General features: G+C 44.7%; 17 protein-coding genes. 3 read left to right on the forward strand and 14 right to left on the reverse strand.

What is annotated here, in order from left to right; genetic code table 11:
* Window positions 1–82: 82 nt before the first annotated feature.
* Window positions 83–280, reverse strand: coding sequence for a hypothetical protein (locus NYE72_RS20540; RefSeq protein ID WP_036676321.1), 198 nt, complete (start codon window positions 278–280; stop codon window positions 83–85).
* 432 nt (window positions 281–712) lie between these two features.
* On the opposite strand from NYE72_RS20540, the gene proB reads away from it, so the two are divergent.
* From proB to proC, 3 genes are read left to right on the forward strand one after another with little or no spacing between them, the layout of a single operon-like run.
* Entirely contained in the window at window positions 713–1,816 is a 1,104-nt protein-coding gene (proB, locus tag NYE72_RS20545; RefSeq protein ID WP_036676320.1) for a glutamate 5-kinase, read from the forward strand.
* 36 nt (window positions 1,817–1,852) lie between these two features.
* Window positions 1,853–3,100, forward strand: a complete 1,248-nt coding sequence (locus NYE72_RS20550) for a glutamate-5-semialdehyde dehydrogenase (protein WP_036676318.1) — start codon at window positions 1,853–1,855, stop codon at window positions 3,098–3,100.
* A gap of 49 nt (window positions 3,101–3,149) precedes the next feature.
* A complete protein-coding gene (proC, locus tag NYE72_RS20555) occupies window positions 3,150–4,019 on the forward strand; it encodes a pyrroline-5-carboxylate reductase (protein ID WP_036676316.1) in 870 nt (289 codons plus the stop codon).
* 51 nt (window positions 4,020–4,070) lie between these two features.
* On the opposite strand, the gene NYE72_RS20560 is transcribed toward proC, so the two are convergent.
* The 13 genes from NYE72_RS20560 to NYE72_RS20620 form a co-directional block, all read right to left on the reverse strand.
* Window positions 4,071–4,796 (reverse strand): hypothetical protein, encoded by a 726-nt coding sequence (locus NYE72_RS20560; protein ID WP_051490914.1) that lies wholly within the window; start codon window positions 4,794–4,796, stop codon window positions 4,071–4,073.
* On the reverse strand, window positions 4,793–5,899 hold the full coding sequence (locus NYE72_RS20565; RefSeq protein WP_036676314.1) for a hypothetical protein: 1,107 nt from the start codon (window positions 5,897–5,899) through the stop codon (window positions 4,793–4,795). Before NYE72_RS20565 ends, NYE72_RS20560 begins: the two co-directional genes overlap by 4 nt.
* Window positions 5,900–5,914: 15 nt before the next feature.
* Complete coding sequence (locus tag NYE72_RS20570; RefSeq protein WP_141240287.1) at window positions 5,915–6,412, reverse strand: hypothetical protein; 498 nt, start codon at window positions 6,410–6,412, stop codon at window positions 5,915–5,917.
* The gene (locus tag NYE72_RS20575; RefSeq protein ID WP_179089120.1) at window positions 6,403–6,999 is read right to left on the reverse strand and encodes an RNA polymerase sigma factor; all 597 of its coding nucleotides are present in this window, start codon (window positions 6,997–6,999) and stop codon (window positions 6,403–6,405) included. Before NYE72_RS20575 ends, NYE72_RS20570 begins: the two co-directional genes overlap by 10 nt.
* Before the next feature lie 83 nt (window positions 7,000–7,082).
* Entirely contained in the window at window positions 7,083–7,835 is a 753-nt protein-coding gene (locus NYE72_RS20580; RefSeq protein ID WP_038572407.1) for a DnaD domain-containing protein, read from the reverse strand.
* Window positions 7,836–7,866: 31 nt separating this feature from the next.
* Complete coding sequence (gene asnS / locus NYE72_RS20585; protein WP_036676308.1) at window positions 7,867–9,165, reverse strand: asparagine--tRNA ligase; 1,299 nt, start codon at window positions 9,163–9,165, stop codon at window positions 7,867–7,869.
* 21 nt (window positions 9,166–9,186) lie between these two features.
* Entirely contained in the window at window positions 9,187–10,395 is a 1,209-nt protein-coding gene (locus NYE72_RS20590) for an acetate kinase (protein ID WP_036676305.1), read from the reverse strand.
* Window positions 10,392–11,264, reverse strand: coding sequence for a 3-hydroxyacyl-CoA dehydrogenase NAD-binding domain-containing protein (locus NYE72_RS20595; protein ID WP_036676304.1), 873 nt, complete (start codon window positions 11,262–11,264; stop codon window positions 10,392–10,394). Before NYE72_RS20595 ends, NYE72_RS20590 begins: the two co-directional genes overlap by 4 nt.
* Window positions 11,265–11,397: 133 nt before the next feature.
* Window positions 11,398–12,900 (reverse strand): AAA family ATPase, encoded by a 1,503-nt coding sequence (locus tag NYE72_RS20600; RefSeq protein ID WP_038572410.1) that lies wholly within the window; start codon window positions 12,898–12,900, stop codon window positions 11,398–11,400.
* Window positions 12,893–13,435: a hypothetical protein gene (locus NYE72_RS20605; protein WP_036676301.1), complete on the reverse strand. Its 543-nt coding sequence runs from the start codon at window positions 13,433–13,435 to the stop codon at window positions 12,893–12,895. Before NYE72_RS20605 ends, NYE72_RS20600 begins: the two co-directional genes overlap by 8 nt.
* Window positions 13,436–13,845: 410 nt before the next feature.
* A complete protein-coding gene (locus NYE72_RS20610) occupies window positions 13,846–14,364 on the reverse strand; it encodes a DUF5590 domain-containing protein (protein WP_076147254.1) in 519 nt (172 codons plus the stop codon).
* 172 nt (window positions 14,365–14,536) lie between these two features.
* Window positions 14,537–15,838: an amidohydrolase gene (locus NYE72_RS20615; protein WP_036676297.1), complete on the reverse strand. Its 1,302-nt coding sequence runs from the start codon at window positions 15,836–15,838 to the stop codon at window positions 14,537–14,539.
* Window positions 15,825–16,478: a redox-sensing transcriptional repressor Rex gene (locus NYE72_RS20620; protein ID WP_036676294.1), complete on the reverse strand. Its 654-nt coding sequence runs from the start codon at window positions 16,476–16,478 to the stop codon at window positions 15,825–15,827. The genes NYE72_RS20615 and NYE72_RS20620 overlap by 14 nt, the downstream gene beginning before the upstream one ends.
* Between the last annotated feature and the right edge of the window lie 130 nt (window positions 16,479–16,608).

Here is a 16,608-nt window from a genome sequence, read left to right on the forward strand (position 1 = left end):
ATATACAAATAAAGTGCCCCAGTAACCATTCGCGTGGTTATCGGGGCACTTTTTCAGGTAAACCTCTTTTAACTGTACTAGATTATTTACGCAAATTACGCTGTGTAATCAGGCGGTTCTGATCATCCGACACATGTGCTTTACTTGAATCAGCCAATCCCTTATCAACTGGAGCCCCGGTGTGCTCTTCCACAAATTCACGAGTCACACTATTCTGAAGCTCTGCTACTTCGTTTGAATCTTGATTCTGTCCCTGCTCGGCATTGTTGTCTTTAGTCAATTTAATCCACCTCCTGGTAACAGATTATAAGTTCTTTACCCCTTCTCTTTGAGGTTAAACATAATATATAGAGCTTTCTGCATGAAGAAATATATCCTACGTTTTCCCTTTGCAATGCAACCAGCTCCATGGTATTCTATTGAAAATAAGTGAAACGTGCAGACGGGACCAGTAAGAATGAGTCTAACCGCGCCTAGAGAGTAGATTCCGACAGGCTGAAAGAATTTACCGCGGTTTTCGTTCCGAATCCTACCCCCGAGCGGCCTGTGTCTAACAGGACGGATCCTCCCGTTATGAGAATGAAGTCGGATGATCCCTCATCAATGAAGGTGGTACCGCGGAAGTTTATAAGCTTTCGTCCTTTGCTAAGTCTAAGGATGGGGGCTTTTTGTTGTTTTCAGGACTTAATAAACGAAGAGGATGTGGACAGAAATGACGACGCGAATCGTGGTCAAAATAGGCAGCAGCTCGCTGACCGGACCCGAGGGCGGTTTGAATCGTGAAGCAGTCTCCTTTTTTGCCTCAGAGATTGCCGATTTGAAGAGAAACGGCTGTGAGGTGTTGTTAGTAACCTCTGGTGCGGTAGCCGCCGGCTTCCGCAGTATCGGTTATCCAGCACGTCCGAAGCTGCTGCATGAGAAGCAGGCCGCTGCGGCTGTGGGTCAGGTACTGCTGATGCAAGCCTATCAGGAAGCTTTTGCCCAGCATGGAATTACTACCGCGCAAATATTGCTGACTCGCACCGATTTCTGCAGCCGCAGAGCCATGAATAACGCTATGATGACTGTAGAAGAGCTACTTCGCCAAGGAGCGGTGCCCGTATTTAACGAAAATGACACTGTCTCCGTAGATGAACTGAAATTTGGCGATAACGATACCCTCTCTGCGCTAGTAGCCAACCTGTTAAAAGCCTCTAGACTACTTGTCTTAACCGACATGGATGGTTTATACAGTGGAGATCCCCGCAAGCATCCGGATGCTGTCCGCTATCAGTTCGTAGATGACATTACACCGGAGATATATGCTATTGCTGGTGGAGCTGGCTCTAGTGTTGGAACAGGCGGTATGCGATCAAAAATCGATGCGGCCAAGATCGCTACTCGGGGTGGTGTTCCTGTCTTTGTCGGAAGAGCCACCGAACCTGGAGATTTACAGCTTGCTGCAACAGGAGAAGGCAGGGGCACTTATTTTGCAACGAAGCTATCCTCTCTCCCCGTCAAAAAGCAATGGCTTGGCTTTATGTCTACCCCTCTCGGCTCCCTATACGTGGACGAAGGGGCTGTAGAAGCTTTGCTTCATGGCGGTCACAGCCTGTTGCCTGTAGGCGTCAAACAGACAGAGGGTAGCTTTCACGCAGGAGATGTTGTAGAAGTACTTGGACCCGACTCCAAATTGCTTGGACGTGGGATTGTAAATTACGATGATGCTCAGCTGCGCAGCATTCAAGGTCTGCCAAGCCGTGAGATTGTACCAAAGCTGGGAGAAGTACACCGGCTTGAGGTCATTCACCGTGACGAATGGATTACACTGAGATAAACATTTTTTTCAATTCAAATATAGGGAGGAATCGTCATGAGTGAAGTAATTAATAAGAGTAAATTAGCCAAGGAGACTACAGGAGTTCTAGCAAGCTTAACAACTGGCCAGAAGAATGAAGCACTGCTGGTCATGGCCGATGCGCTTCGCCGCGAAGCTCCCGCCATTATCGCCGCCAACGCGGAGGATTTGGAACGAGGAAGACTTAATGGAACTCCGGAATCCATGCTCGACCGGTTGGCGTTAGATGTGGGCCGGATTAACAGCATTGCCGAAGGCCTGCAACAAATCGCTGTATTACCGGATCCTATCGGTGACACGCTAGAAAGCATTGAACGTCCTAACGGCCTCAACATCCAGAAGCTGCGTGTTCCGCTTGGTGTGATCGGCATCATCTACGAGGCACGTCCCAATGTAACTGTTGATGCTGCAGGTCTATGTCTCAAAACCGGCAACGCTGTTGTGTTGCGCGGGGGCTCCTCTGCCCTGTCCTCCAACCGTAAAATTGTCGAGGTTCTGCACAATGCTCTTGCTCAAACCTCAATGCCGCCTAACGCGCTTCAGCTGATTGAAGATCCTAATCGTTCTTCAGTAGATGAAATGCTAAAGCTGAACGGACTTTTAGATGTGATTATCCCGCGCGGAGGCAGCTCTCTTATTCAAAATGTAGTCCTTAACGCAACCGTTCCTGTAATTGAAACTGGAGCAGGCATCTGCCATACTTATCTCGACACAACTGCCTTGCCAGAAATGGCACGGGACATTAGTTTAAATGCCAAAGCTCAGCGCCCTTCGGTATGTAACTCTATGGAAACACTACTCGTTCATCAGGATTACGCGAGCAAATATCTGTTATCCTTAGCCGAAGCATTTCGTGAGGTTCATGTAGAACTTCGTGGCTGTCAACAAACCATCTCTCTTGTCCCATGGGTATTACCTGCAACCGTAGAAGACTATGCTACAGAATACAACGATTATATCCTTAATATTAGAATCGTCAGTGATTTGGAAGAAGCTATGCAGCATATCGCGCAGTATGGTACGAAACATTCGGAATGTATCGTAACAGAAGATCAGGAGAACGCCACACGCTTTTTACAAGAAGTGGATGCTGCCGCTGTTTATCACAATGCCTCAACCCGCTTCACGGATGGCTTTGAATTTGGATTCGGTGCAGAGATTGGTATCAGTACCCAGAAACTCCACGCTCGTGGCCCGATGGGTCTGCCTGCACTAACTTCAACCAAATATAAGATCTACGGAACGGGACAAATTCGGGGTTAGTATGCACGTTTAAGTATTCTATCACACAACTTTTAGGAGGATTTTAGCCATGTGTCAGCAACCTTCAGTTCCACTCATGAATCATAATATTGTTTTTTATGGCGCAGGCTCCATGGCAGAAGCCATCGTTCGCGGGATGATTAGCCGCAATATCGTGAAGTCCGATAATGTCATCATGCTCAATCGCAGCAGCAGTGAACGTCTGGCAGAACTAAAAAGCCGTTATGGTGTAATAGGCACAAATGATCCCGAACAAAAAATAGAATACTTACGGAACGCACCAGTAATAGTACTGGCAATGAAACCTAAAGATGCCGCAGAATCCTTACGCGGACTAGGTCCAATTCTTTCTCCGGATCAGATCGTAGTTTCTGTCATTGCAGGTCTATCTATTCGCACCATGCAAGGTCTACTTGGCAAAGCCCAGCCTATTGTTCGCACAATGCCTAACACTTCCAGTTCCATCGGTCTGGGTGCCACTGGTCTAGCCTTCTCCAAAGAAGTAGACGAAAGAGGCCGTCGCCTTGCTCTTAATATCTTTGAGGCTGTCGGGCTTACAACAGTCATTGATGAGGAACGTATGGAAACCTTGACCGGAATTTCAGGCAGCGGGCCTGCGTATATCTATTACATGATGGAAGCCATGATCGCCGCTGGTATCCGTGGTGGGCTGCCACTTGATCAAAGCACCGAATTAACTGTTCAAACAGTGCTGGGTGCTGCCCGAATGGTACAACAGACGGGAGAAGAACCCGCAGCACTCCGTAAGAAGGTTACTTCCCCTAACGGTTCAACACAAGCAGCTATAGAAGTGCTTGAACGAGGGGAATTCTTTGAAACTGTGATTGCTGCAGTTAACCGATGTGCCGAGCGCTCACGTGAAATGGGTGCTGCCCTAGAGAAAGAGCTTCGTTCTTAACCAAAAAAGATCGCAGCCCATCCCCTCATCGGGTGGGAAGCGATCTTTTTTTTATCTTGTTACAACATTTCCATAATTATCTCTTACGATTACCTTTAGATTTACAGGAGCCGCAATGGTCACGTTCAATGCATTCCTGGAGTTATCGAATACTAAATGTCTAGGTATGTCTCCTAAGATGACGTAAAATGTGTCTCCAACTTGTTTAGTTTGCAACAGCCGCTTCTCTTGCTCTTGCTTGAGTTGCCCTTCAGCCGTGGAATAACTCCCAAATACATTCAACTCGTTCCCAGCCGTTCGATCAACCATAATTCCATAAGGTTCGGCAGCCTGGATTATAAGTGTGCCTACACCCTGTGGAACATTCCCCTTCCATTCCGGCAAGGAATAATTCTCCTCCGTAGATGAGATCACATGTCTAAGTTCTTGTGTTAATCCTAAAGAGCTGACTCCTGCGAATACTAAACAGCACACTGCCAGAAATCCGACGAACAGAACACTTAGCACATCATAGTACATTTTCCCTTTACCACGGAACCATAAGGTGTAAATTACAATTTCTAAACCAAGTAAGATAAAAATGAGCGGCCACCAAGCAAGTGTTGTCTCGAACACATCCGCTCCTTTCCACTGAGAGACCATTATTAATGCCCCGAGAAATAAAAGGCTCAGTCCCATCGACAACGTACCTACACGCCAACTTCTAGATTTCCCTTCGTTCACTGGAAACTCGCTAGTTACCATGACTCCCGGCTCTACTTCTACTGGATTATTCAAGATTGACCCCCCGCCCCTTTTCTACTCTTATTATTCTTACTTCCAGTCATCAGCTTCACCCCACCACCAATCAATAACACGGAGACGACAATGGTCTTAAAATATTCATTTACGCGATATTCCAGCCGCCATTCTGGAAATCTGATATCGATGGCAGGAACTGCGACATTCACAACAATAAAGTATAATCCGAGACACATCAGGACTGCACCGAGCCAACCTTGATGATTTAAGAAACCTTCGATAACCGGCTTATCCTGCAAAGGTTCACGTCCATATCGGCTAACTAACTGTAAGCCATCGAATAAGCTATAGAACCAAATGACCGGGATGAGGAAAAACAGCAATGTTAACCGCAAAAGATCCATGACATAGATACTTCCTAAGAAAAGAAGCATGAGCTGGAGCCCTCTTTTTTGCAGTCCCAGATACATCTGTCCAGCACCAGGAAATGCGGATAGTAATGTCGCTAATACTTTGCTGCGTCGTCCTTCCTCACGTCCAGCCTCCATCTCTTCGAATAATGTGCGGTCAACAAGCATTTCTCCTGCTTGTTTACGATGGATCAACTGAACTGCATCAAACATGCAATACAGCCAAATTACTGGCAATACTCCAAACAGCAGCAAAAATGCATCACTCGAAGTAATTCCGGCCAAGAACAACATAACGGTCATGAATCCGAAAAAAGAAATCAGAAAGGATAGTCCACGCTGCATCAGCCCCATATGAAAATGACCCAATCCAGGAATGAAAGACAATAAGATGACATGCACACGTTCATTATCCTCCGTCTTTACGGGCATAGTAGAACTAAAATCCAGCATTGATCCATCAGGCGCTACAATTGGAGTGGGCATTTGCAGTAATTTAATTACCAGATGAATCATCGAAAGGATCCATAGAAGTAAGAATCCGATCACTCCCAATGCCAGAATTCCCTCATCCCCTTCAGCCATAGCGATTAAGAATGACATAAATAACACACCAAAGCTTAGCAAAAAATAAACAATCCCTTGTGGGCGTCTTCCCATATAATAATGACCTGCTCCAGGAATCATATTAAGAAAAAGACCCTTAATTTTATTACGCTGCTGTTGCATTGTTCATTTCTCCTCTCATTTCTGTCTTCCGTCCATAATCCGGCTCAACCATCCGCTGGTGGCTTGCATGAATTGTTCGCTATAAGATGGCGAATTATCTTTCTTAGGGACAATAAGCTCCATTTCACCCGTGAGTAACTTATCAAACATCCCGGAAGACATAATCAACAGCGTTAACGAAGCAGCAACGGCATAATGAAAGATTGTTTTTTCATACCAGCGATAACGCCGTGATCCTTCTTCTTTCCCCGCTACTTCTTCTATGACTACTGAAGATCTCACCGTAGCAACCCAATCTCCCATAACTCTCTCTGTAAAAGCAGACGAATTCTCCAATGAAGGCAGATCCTCCTTTAGCTCATCCAGCATCTCCATGTATGAAACAAATGTATCTTCATCCTTGAGCAGCATTAGTTCCCATTCTTCTCGCTCTATACTATCTTCTTGCCCTTCAAGATAAGCTTTTGCCTGCTCGCGGCGAATTAGGTTTTCTCCACTCTTCATCATAGCCATTCGTCCTCCTTCCAATGTTTTCGCATCCATTGTCTCGCCCTATATAGTCTGGACTCCACCGTCTTCAGAGTAATTTCATTTTCAGCAGCAATTTGCTCATATTTTTTATTTTCCAGATAATAAGCCACCATAATTTCCCGATGACCCTCCGGTAAATTGTTGATCTCACCCGACAGACGATTCATCCGGTCACGACGGACAACAGTGGCTAGTACATCCTCCTCATTAGAAGGTGTCTGGCTCAGCACAAGCTCATAGTCAACAGGTAACTCTCGTAGCCGATCACGTTTACGTTTGGCATCAATAGCCTTATTTAAGGCGATCCGCGTAATCCATGATTTTAAGCCTTGATAACGGTAGTCAGGGAGAGATTTATACATCTGGAGAAAAGCTTCCTGAGCAGCGTCTTCAGCCCCTTTGACTTCACGTAATACAGAATAGGTGATTTTGTATATATGCTGACTGTATGTATTTACAAACTGGCGAAACGCATCTTCGTCTCCTTGGCAAATCCGCTTGATTAATAGCTCTTCCTCAATGACTCTCCCCTCCTTCCCACAGCAATAGACGCTGAGTTCTTCGCCCACCCCTGCACTTATCTAAAAAAATAAAAAAAGAACCGTACAGACTCTAGCAATAGCTAAAGCAATACGGTTCTCTCCTAAACGATCTATCTTCCACCATTGCGGAATTTTTGTGTATACGTCTTTACATCCTGAGCGTTCTTGACCCGGTTACGGGCCCATTCCAGCAATATCCGGTCGATATAACGAAAATGAACCTTCCCCGCAAATACGGATTCCTTGAGCGCTAACAGAATCAGCTCCTCAGGATATCGGTCTTGATCCACCCAGCTGGAAATCGTCTCACATTCCATTGGAGACAGCGGGCGCCCGAATTCCTTCTCGAAAATACTGAATAGATTCCGGCTCTCCTCTTTATCTCCAAGTGAAGAAGGAGATGTGGGGGGAGTTCCGAATCCTCCACCTGACGCAGCAGCCCGGGGAGCTGATGTTCCATATGCTCCCTTGTCCTTATCTTGCTCATTTTCTTGTACAGCTGTCGCAAGATAAGCACCTAGCTTTCCATATAGCCCTGAGAAATTGTAGCGTTCATAATGGATATCTCTTAGCTCATCGTTGTCTCCATCGATGCTAATGAAACCTTCCTTCATGAGCTTCTGCAATTCTCCGGCGAGAACGGAAATGCTACGACCAGTTACAACCTGAAGCTCCTCCAGAGAAGGGAACTCAATCCCTTCTACTTGCCTGAAGGAGAGCAGATGAATCAGCAGCATGGCTTCACTTCCGCTTAAATTCAGCTTCCGGTAATACTTCAGTAAAGCGTAAGGTATGACGGCCATTCCGTTCTCCAGACCGAAGGAGACGCCTTCGCTCCAGGTACTCCATGTCTTGCCGTCCATGTGCTTCCCCCTTTGTTCAAATCCTAAGAACTTATGGGTAGAGGCGGTACAGTGTACGTGGGAATGGAATAGTCTCACGTACATGGTCAAGACCACAGATCCAAGCTACAGTACGCTCAAGCCCAAGTCCAAAACCGGAGTGAGGTACAGATCCGTAAGTACGCAGATCCATGTACCATTTATAAGAATCCATCGAAAGATTGTGCTCTTTATAACGCTCTTCAAGCAGCGCAGGATCATCGATCCGCTGTGAACCCCCAATAATCTCTCCATAACCTTCAGGAGCGATCATATCAGCACACAGTACGACTTCAGGACGATTTGGATCCGGCTTCATGTAGAACGCTTTGAATGAAGCAGGATAATGAGTAATAAATACAGGTTTATCGTATGCTTCAGCGATTGCTGTTTCATGAGGTGCACCGAAATCATCACCCCAAGCAATATCTTCAAAGCCTTTATCATTCAAGAACTTGATCGCATCGTCATAAGTAATGCGTGGGAATGGTGCTTTGATATTCTCCAGCTTGGAAATATCGCGGCCTACCGCTTCCAACTCCGCACGGCAATTCTTCAATACGGATTGCACTACGAAGCTAATAAACTCTTCCTGAACCTTCAAGCTTTCTTCATGATCTGTGAAGGCCATTTCCGGCTCGATCATCCAGAACTCGATCAAGTGGCGACGAGTCTTAGATTTCTCCGCACGGAAGGTTGGTCCAAAGGAATATACACGGCCCAGTGCCATAGCTGCAGCTTCCATGTATAACTGTCCGCTTTGGGTCAGGTAAGCATCCTCATCGAAGTATTTCGTGTGGAACAAGTTAGTAGTTCCCTCTGCTGACGTTGGCGTCAGAATCGGAGGATCCACCTTTGTAAATCCGCTCTCGTTGAAGAACTGTTGAATTGCCCGGATAATCTCCGCACGAATAACCAGAACAGCCCGCTGCTTCGAGGCACGGAGCCAGAGGTGACGGTGATCCATCAAGAAATCAACGCCATGCTCTTTCGGAGTAATTGGATAATTCTCTGTAAGGTGCAGAACTTCAATTCCGGTAACAGTCATTTCAAAACCGGATTGACTGCGAGGCTCCTCACGAATAATACCAGTCACATACAATGAGCTTTCCTGCGTGAGGCTCTTAGCTGCGTCCCATACCTCTTCAGGCACTTCTGATTTCACTACAACTCCCTGAATATAACCTGTACCATCGCGAAGCTGCAGGAACTGAATTTTACCACTGGAGCGCTTGTTGTTTACCCAACAACCGATAACAACACTTTCTCCAACATGTTCATTCACGTTCTTGATTACACTCTTGTTAGCCATGCCTTCAATCTCTCCTCTAATTTAGCCGTTAATTCCTTGCACAATACGGTTTGTATCACGTGCGATGACAAGTTCTTCGTTAGTCGGAACTACAAGCACTTGCACTTTGGAATCTACCGTAGAGATACGACGCGGGTCGCCGGAGCGAACTTTATTAGCTTCAACATCCAACTCAATACCCAGGAACGTAAGGTTATTTAGCAGTTTCTCACGTAGCAATGAAGCATTTTCACCAACACCAGCAGTGAATACGATAGCATCTACACCGTTCATAGCAGCCGCATAAGAACCGATATACTTGCGCAAGCGGTACTCATACATTTCAAAAGCTAGCGTGGAATTAGGCTCACCTTTTTCCATACCCTCAATAATATCACGCATATCACTGCTTACGCCCGAAATTGCTAGGAGTCCACTATGTTTGTTCAACATGGAGTTAACTTCTCCTACGGACAATTCTTCCTTGTTCATCACGTAAGGAACAATTGCTGGATCAAGATCACCACTGCGAGTACCCATCATCAAACCTTCCAGAGGAGTCATACCCATGGAAGTATCCACAGACACTCCATCTTGAACTGCAGTTACGCTACCTCCGTTACCGATATGACAAGTAATGATCTTCAGATCTTCCAACGGACGCTCCAAGTACTCCGCAGCAGCTTTGCTTACGAAGTCGTGTGATGTACCGTGTGCGCCATACCGACGAACTTTATATTTATTGTACAGTACTCTAGGAATCGCGTACATATAAGCTTTTTCAGGCATTGTTTGGTGGAATGCAGTATCGAATACAACAACCTGCGGTACACCCGGCATATTTACTTCAGAAGCCGTAATCCCCATCATTGCTGCTGGGTTATGCAGTGGTGCAAGGTCAAACAATTGACGAATTTTAGTCTTGGCATCAGCGTCCACAAGTGCGGAAGCTTTGAAGAATTCACCACCATGTACTACACGGTGACCCACAGCATTGATTTCTTTAATGGATTCAATAACGCCATGCTCTTTATCCGTTAGGCAAGCTAGAACTTTACGAATCGCTGTGTTATGCTCCAAAATTTCACTTACTTCTGTTACTTCAGCTTTACCAGTAGGTTTATGGTTCAGAATGGAGGAATCCATCCCGATACGTTCCACCAAACCTTTAGCCAAAACGGATTCATCAGCCATATTGTACAATTGATATTTTAAAGAAGAACTACCGGAGTTAATTACTAGAATATTCATATACGGTCACCATCCTTGTCGTACTGGAAGAAGCCTTCGCCTGATTTCATACCCAATTGTCCTGCACGCACCATCTTCTTAAGGATCGTGGAAGGACGATATTTCAGCTCACCATATTCACGGAACATATTTTCAAGTGCAGCAAGAACCGAATCCAGACCGAATCTGTCAGCCATTTCAAGCGGTCCATATTGGAATTGATAACCAATACGCATAGCATCGTCAATATCCTGTGCGGAGGCAACGCCTTCTTGCAGCACGTGCATAGCTTCATTGATAAACAAGCAAATGAGGCGTGATGTTACAAATCCTGGGGATTCATAAATCATTACACCTTTTTTCTCAACAATTTCATCAACAAAGGATTTTGTATCTTCAAAAGTAGCATCTGAAGTTTTCAGACCGCGTACAATTTCAACAAGATCCACTTTAGCTACAGGGTATATGAAATGCATTCCGATCACGCGTTCCGGATACATTGTAGAACTTGCAAGTTCAGTCAAGCTAAGTGTTGACGTATTGCTGGCAAGAATAATGTGGTTTGGACATACTTGATCCAGTTGATTTAATATTTTTTTCTTTTCTTCTAAATCCTCAACGATTGTTTCGATAACCATGTCACAAGAGCTCAGCTCTGCGAAATGTGTCACTTTTTGAATGCGGCTAAGAATCAGCTTCTTCTCAGCTTGAGTGATCGCCCATTTCTCCAGTTGCTTATCTAGACTTGTCTCGATCATTTCGTAGGAGTAGTCCAGTTTCTCAGGGGTTTTCTCCACCAGCAATACATCCAGGCCCTTGGCTGCCAGCATTTCGGCAATCCCTTGTCCCATTGTGCCACCGCCGATGACACCAATTTTCTTGAAATTCATAAAAAAGTCTCCATCCTTTCAGGTATCTATACTTTTGTATTGTACCTTGTCTGTCGCAAAAATTTATAAAGCCCGACATATAATGATATCTTAGCATGCCTGAAAAGTAAAAAAAAATAACCAGCATAAATATTTATGCTGGTAAACGCACGCTGTCACGAAATTGACATCGAAATTGCTCTCCAGAGAGCACTTCTTCCTTCATTAAAATGTCAAGGGAGTAATCAAATACATTTCGTTGCTTTTCAAGGTGGTCGTGAGTACGAACCATCAGTTCATCCAAAATTTTACTGTTTTCCTTCATAAGCTCTTCAGTGGTAACCATTTCCAGCTTGGCGATACCCAACGAAGTCAATCCGGATTTCATCATGGTTTCGACAATATTCAGGGCCTGATCAAAATCGCCACGCGAACCTGTGCTTCGTCCGCCATAATACATTTCTTCTGCAGCCGCTCCACCAAGTGCGATCATAATCTGATCTTCGAGATAATCTTTGGTGTACAAATACTGCTCTTGCTGAGGATTGTGACGTACATAACCAAGGGCTTGCCCCCGCGGAGTCAGCGTAACCTGACTAACACTTCCCGGACGCAGCAGCTCTGCCATAATGGCATGTCCCAATTCGTGGATCGCCACCCGTTTTTTCTCTTCGTGGTTAGTTTCTCTGTCCGTTTTTTCCCCCATCATAACCTTGTCAATCGCCATCGACAGATGCCGCTGCTCAACCTCTGTCAATTCCTCACGCATCATATAAATTGCTGCCTCATTCATAACACTTTCGAGCTGAGCACCGGAAAAACCATAGGCTTCTTCGGAAATTTTGTCGAGATTCACATTTACATGAAGCGGCTTATTTTTGGCATGCAATTCGAGAATCGATTTACGGCCTTTTTTATCAGGCATGTCGACTTGAATATGACGGTCAAACCGTCCAGGACGCAGCAATGCTGAATCAAGCATTTCTTTACGGTTAGTGGCTGCTACCAGCAGAATGCGCGGCGTTTCGTTGTTATAGATCCCGTCCATCTCGGTCAACAGCTGATTCAAGGTCTGATCATATTCTCGCTGCTGTCCGCCTTCACGCTTACCGCCAATTACATCAATTTCATCTATGAAAATAATAGCGCTTTGCTTGTTTTCCTTAAGGGCGCGGGTACGGGCATCCTTAAACAAATCGCGGATACGGCCGGCACCGACACCTACGTACATTTCTACAAACTCACTGCCTGATGCTGCCACAAATACAGAGTTCGTATAATGTGCTGCTGCTCTAGCCATAAGGGTCTTACCTGTTCCTGGAGGGCCTGTAAGCAGAATCCCTTTCAAAGGCCGAATCCCGAATTTGCTGATTTCCTCATGCCGGATCAGAAAATCCAACGCTTCACGAAGCTCCTGCTTTGCATTGTCTTGCCCGCCAATTTCTTCAAAAGTAAGCTTTGAAGGTCCATCCTTCTTCCGTTTCTTCCCGGCACCTGCATTCACCGCAAGTCCGCCTCTTAAATGAGCAATGATAAGTAAAGCCGTGAGCATCCCAGCAGCAATAACGATCGGGAATATATTAATGCCTAGAAAAGCCATAAAAATAAACAAGACAGGAACAAATCCGATTAGAATTTCTTTAAGGTATTTAGGCATTATTCCATACCCCCAATGTCGCAGGTTTGCGCGGCAAAATAATAAATTTGCTTTCTTTTCCATTACTCAAGCTTACATAGACATTATTGTCGTCAATTTCTGTTGAGGCTATCACATTTTTATATTGCGGATATTGCGCTTTGAGTCCATCAAGTTCTGTGGGTATAAGTGTATATTTACGGCTCTCCATGGCTTCAGCTACAGAGAACATCGCTTTATCCCAGTATTCATCCAGCAGTTCACTGGAGTTCTGTTCTACATCAAGTTTCAGTGTACGTCCATCAATCATCGATTTTCCTTCTTTGGAGACGTACTGAACCAGTTCACGTAATTTCGTGCCTGGCTGGAGATCAAGTTTCAAAGTGACCTCATTGCGGTTAATACTGATATGAGAATCATTGACGCCCTCATATTGAGATACAATCTTCTGAAGTGGTTCCTGCATTGCAAACTGACGATACAAAAAGAAGCCACCAAACAATAGAGTAGCCGACAGTAGAGACGTTATCAGCACAGGTACAAGACGTAATTTCAAGAAACGTCCTCCTCTCAAAGATGACAAAATATAAAGCTCAGTATAATAATTTATAGCTACTTGAGAGCTCATCAGAGAGACTGAAGTCTCTTATTGCTGTTCTAATTACAAGTAGTAGTATATCACAGGTGTATATACTAATTTCAAAATAAATGTGAATATATTTAAAATTTAATTTTTTAAATATTCCCATCAATACCAAATATATTCCTCGTTTTCGACAAAACCGGCCTTAATTTTTAATCAATCGGCCTATTTTCGTGTGTGAATTTAAGAGAATATCCGGTGATAACCACCCATTCAGTATATCACTTAGTATATCACTTTTGTACATCAAATAAATGTAAACAAGCGAACTTATAATAAGTTCGCTTGTTTACTATGCCACCCTTAATTTCCTTATGTTCGGCTTAACTTTTAGGTAAACTGTAACCTTCGCCCATTCGGGACCCATCCGAAAACCGATAAAATTGATAATAATACCGACCGCTCTGTTTATAAAAAAGCTGCCAAGCATACTCTCCGTTATATACTCCCGGCAGCAAGCGTTCAATCGTTATGTCCGGAAGATCAGCTTTGATAATGCCGCGTATTTGGGCTTCTGAGGTTCCTTTACTTAGTTCCTCAGCAAACACTGCGTCGTCGCCTTCAGCAAATTTTCCATCTACCGTAAAGCGGACCCAGACCATAAGAGCAGTCCCGGCTTCATTTTTTCCTGTTAAAACCCAGTACACTGCATTTTCATCCCAAACCGATTTTTGTGCTTTGGTTACCTCTGTTAGACCCGCTCTGGTTTTGGCAACATCCTTGGCGATATCCCGCTCGTTCCATTGATCTTTCATAATATAGGCATAGAACTGGATAAATCCAAACCCCAGGAGCAGAATCAGAACTGACCCCAGGAGGATCCATTTTTTCCTTTTCTTCAAGGTACAGCTCCCTTTCTAGTAATATATCTTTTTTGATTATATAACACACCCGCGTGTTTATCCAAAATTTCATAATTTTCTAGCTTTCCCAGCCTTTAAAATGTACAAAAGGCCGCAACTTTTGCTAAAAGCAAAAAGTCGCAGCCTATTATTTATTCGTTATTATCCAGACTTAACGCTTCAATAAACCTTCGAAGGCTTCTTGCGCTTTACGCCGGATAGCTTCCTCATCCAGGGTTAAGCATTGCCCATGCTTGATGACCTGTTTACCATTCACCCACACATGCTCAACATCCTTAGCGCTAGCAGAGTAAACTGCATGAGACAACAGATCTGTGTGTGGCAGCAAATGCGGCTGATCTATATCAATTGCAATGAAATCAGCTTTCATCCCAACAGCAAGTCTGCCTACATTATTTAAAAAGATGGACTGGGCGCCATATTCTGTAGCCATACGTAGAGCTTCTGGAGCTGGAACAGCCGTTGGATCACCGCTGACACCCTTATGAATGAGAGCTGCAAGCCGCATCTCTTCAAACATATCCAAGTTATTGTTGCTTGCCGCGCCATCCGTGCCAAGAGACACCTTCACACCAGCTTTTAGAAGATCAGTAACCCGAGCCACTCCGCTAGCCAGCTTCAAATTACTGCCCGGATTATGAGAGACACCCACATTATGGCGAGCCAAGATCTCAATCTCTTCATCATTTAAATGAACACCATGTGCAACTATCGAGGGACGTGTGAACATTCCAAGCTTCTCTAAGTGAGCTACAGGACGAAACCCGTAATCCGCCACATTTTGTTCCACTTCACGTTTCGTTTCGGACATATGCGTATGCATCGGTAAATCCAGATCATGCGCTGCCTGCACGAACTTAACCAGGAAGTCCGGAGGGCAAGTATAAGGGGCGTGCGGTGAGATCATAGTAGTAATTCTACCGTCAGCCTTTCCATGCCAGTTACGGGCAAAAGAAATCGCTTCCGCAAGCTTGTGATTCTGTACATCCTCTGGACATAACCCGATCACACCACGCATCAATACGGAACGGATACCTGATAACTCAGCTACCTCAGCTACTCGGTCCATGTGATCATACATATCGAGGAAGGTCGTAGTTCCACCCTTCAGCATTTCCAATACAGATAAGGAGGTTCCCCAATATACATCATCACCGGTGAACTTTTCCTCCATCGGCCACATTTTCTCCTGAAGCCACACTTGTAGCGCTAAATCATCTCCATATCCACGCAGCAAAGACATCGCCGCATGACCATGTGTGTTTACAAGTCCAGGCATGAACAGCAGACGACTGCCATCAACCACTTGCACTCCAGCTTCCATCTGAGGCTCTTCTTTTCCTATGTAAGTGATTAAATCATCTTCAATAGTCATATATCCACTCAGAACCGGCTCATCCGTTCCCGGAGTCAGAAAATACCCGTCCTTAATTATCGTTTTATTGCTGTTCATGTTCGCTTTCTTCCTTTCCATCCCGCAAGTAATAAGCAAGACTTTGCAGATCAGTTGTAAAATCAGCTGCATGCACCCGGATATTCGGTGGTGTCTTCAGAATCACAGGGGCAAAGTTCAAAATCGCTTCAATCCCAGAAGAAATGAGAATATCTGCTACATTTTGAGCTTCTGAATCAGGTACGGTAATAATGGCAATGCGAATACCTTGCTCACGAATCGTGCTGCCTAGTTCATCCATTGGTTGCACAGTAAGGGAGTTGATCTTACGTCCAACCTTAGGAGCGTACGAATCAAATATAGCGGTGATTTTCATTGTATCTTTAAGATATGCATTGTAATTAGACAAGGCATGTCCGAGATTACCTGCCCCTACTAAAGCTACATTAAGCTGTTGATCCAGCTTCAGAATATGACGGATTTTCTCAATAAGATACGTTACATCATAGCCGATACCTTTTCTGCCGAAGTCACCAAAATACGCTAAATCCTTACGAATCTGTGCGGGATTAAGATCAAGCTTTTGTCCAAGTTCCTGAGAGGAAACTGTTAATATTTCGCGATTCTGGAGATCATTCAAAAAACGCAAATACACAGGTAGTCTGCGAACAACGGCTTCTGATATTTTATCCGATTTCATATTTTTCCTCCTAAAAATAGTAATGTTCTTGTGAAAATCCATATTCAAACGTATACCTCTCCTTATTAAGGGCGGTACTGTAACTTACCGCCCTTAAGGATAAGGAGGAGCTAAACTGAAGACGAGCATT

The sequence above is a fragment of the Paenibacillus sp. FSL L8-0333 genome (genome assembly GCF_037965665.1).
Lineage (GTDB): Bacteria > Bacillota > Bacilli > Paenibacillales > Paenibacillaceae > Paenibacillus_AQ > Paenibacillus_AQ odorifer.

Excerpts from the sequence above, each read along its gene's own strand:
- proB (WP_036676320.1), top strand. The coding sequence starts at position 713 with ATGACGACGCGAATCGTGGTCAAAATAGGCAGCAGCTCGCTGACCGGA.
- NYE72_RS20550 (WP_036676318.1), top strand. The coding sequence starts at position 1,853 with ATGAGTGAAGTAATTAATAAGAGTAAATTAGCCAAGGAGACTACAGGA.
- proC (WP_036676316.1), top strand. The coding sequence starts at position 3,150 with ATGTGTCAGCAACCTTCAGTTCCACTCATGAATCATAATATTGTTTTT.
- NYE72_RS20565 (WP_036676314.1), bottom strand. The coding sequence starts at position 5,899 with ATGCAACAGCAGCGTAATAAAATTAAGGGTCTTTTTCTTAATATGATT.
- NYE72_RS20570 (WP_141240287.1), bottom strand. The coding sequence starts at position 6,412 with ATGGCTATGATGAAGAGTGGAGAAAACCTAATTCGCCGCGAGCAGGCA.
- NYE72_RS20580 (WP_038572407.1), bottom strand. The coding sequence starts at position 7,835 with ATGGACGGCAAGACATGGAGTACCTGGAGCGAAGGCGTCTCCTTCGGT.
- asnS (WP_036676308.1), bottom strand. The coding sequence starts at position 9,165 with ATGGCTAACAAGAGTGTAATCAAGAACGTGAATGAACATGTTGGAGAA.
- NYE72_RS20590 (WP_036676305.1), bottom strand. The coding sequence starts at position 10,395 with ATGAATATTCTAGTAATTAACTCCGGTAGTTCTTCTTTAAAATATCAA.
- NYE72_RS20595 (WP_036676304.1), bottom strand. The coding sequence starts at position 11,264 with ATGAATTTCAAGAAAATTGGTGTCATCGGCGGTGGCACAATGGGACAA.
- NYE72_RS20600 (WP_038572410.1), bottom strand. The coding sequence starts at position 12,900 with ATGCCTAAATACCTTAAAGAAATTCTAATCGGATTTGTTCCTGTCTTG.
- NYE72_RS20615 (WP_036676297.1), bottom strand. The coding sequence starts at position 15,838 with ATGAACAGCAATAAAACGATAATTAAGGACGGGTATTTTCTGACTCCG.
- NYE72_RS20620 (WP_036676294.1), bottom strand. The coding sequence starts at position 16,478 with ATGAAATCGGATAAAATATCAGAAGCCGTTGTTCGCAGACTACCTGTG.